The organism is Oleiphilus sp. HI0132 (assembly GCF_001635845.1).
Genome location: NZ_LWGJ01001590.1, coordinates 1 through 726, shown reverse-complemented (window position 1 = coordinate 726; position 726 = coordinate 1). Strand labels below are relative to the sequence as shown.

The 726-nt window shown below is 46.4% G+C and carries 1 protein-coding gene; it reads left to right on the top strand.

Annotated elements, in window-relative coordinates; all coding sequences use genetic code 11:
* Nucleotides 1–726: DNA mismatch repair endonuclease MutL (gene mutL, locus A3766_RS24525; RefSeq protein WP_231882983.1), on the top strand; the 726-nt coding region annotated here is incomplete at both ends.

The following is a 726-nucleotide window of genomic DNA, read 5'->3' as shown; positions in this document are numbered from 1 at the left end:
GGGTAGCTAAACCAACCTTCTCAAGAAGTCAGGCTGACTTGCAGTACTTTTACGTTAATGGTCGTGTTATCAGGGATCGTTTGGTGAGTCATGCTGTAAAGCAGGCTTATCGTGATGTCTTATATCATGGGCGTCACCCTGCCTTTGTTTTGTATCTAGAGCTTGATCCTGCGCTGGTTGATGTCAATGTTCATCCGACCAAGCATGAGGTTCGTTTTAGGGATGGGCGCTTAGTTCACGATTTTATATTCAGAAGTCTTCATAAGGCGCTTGCGGATATTCGACCAGAAGAATTGGCCGCTCCTGAAGATGGTTCGGCACCGAATCGCGACTTGTCAAATATTCAGGCAAGTACTTCGCTTCAAGCTCAGGCTAGTGCTTTTACGCCGAGTTATGGTTCTCAGTCAGCAATGTCTTTGGGAGTCCAGGGAGTTAGTAGTGCGGTGACTGGCGCTGGCCAAGGTGTGGGAAGTGCTTCGCCATCAATGTTGCAAACATCTGGCCAGGGTGTTTCGGAGGTTCTATCTCAATATAAAGCCCTTCACCCTGATCAGAACCTTGGTCAGCAGCAAGAAGCTGTTGATGGGCGTGAACACCCATTAGGTTTTGCTATTGCTCAGCTTCATGGGATTTATATTCTCGCTCAGAATAGTAGTGGTTTGATTGTTGTAGATATGCACGCAGCTCATGAGCGGATTACTTATGAGCGAATGAAAAATGATTTTT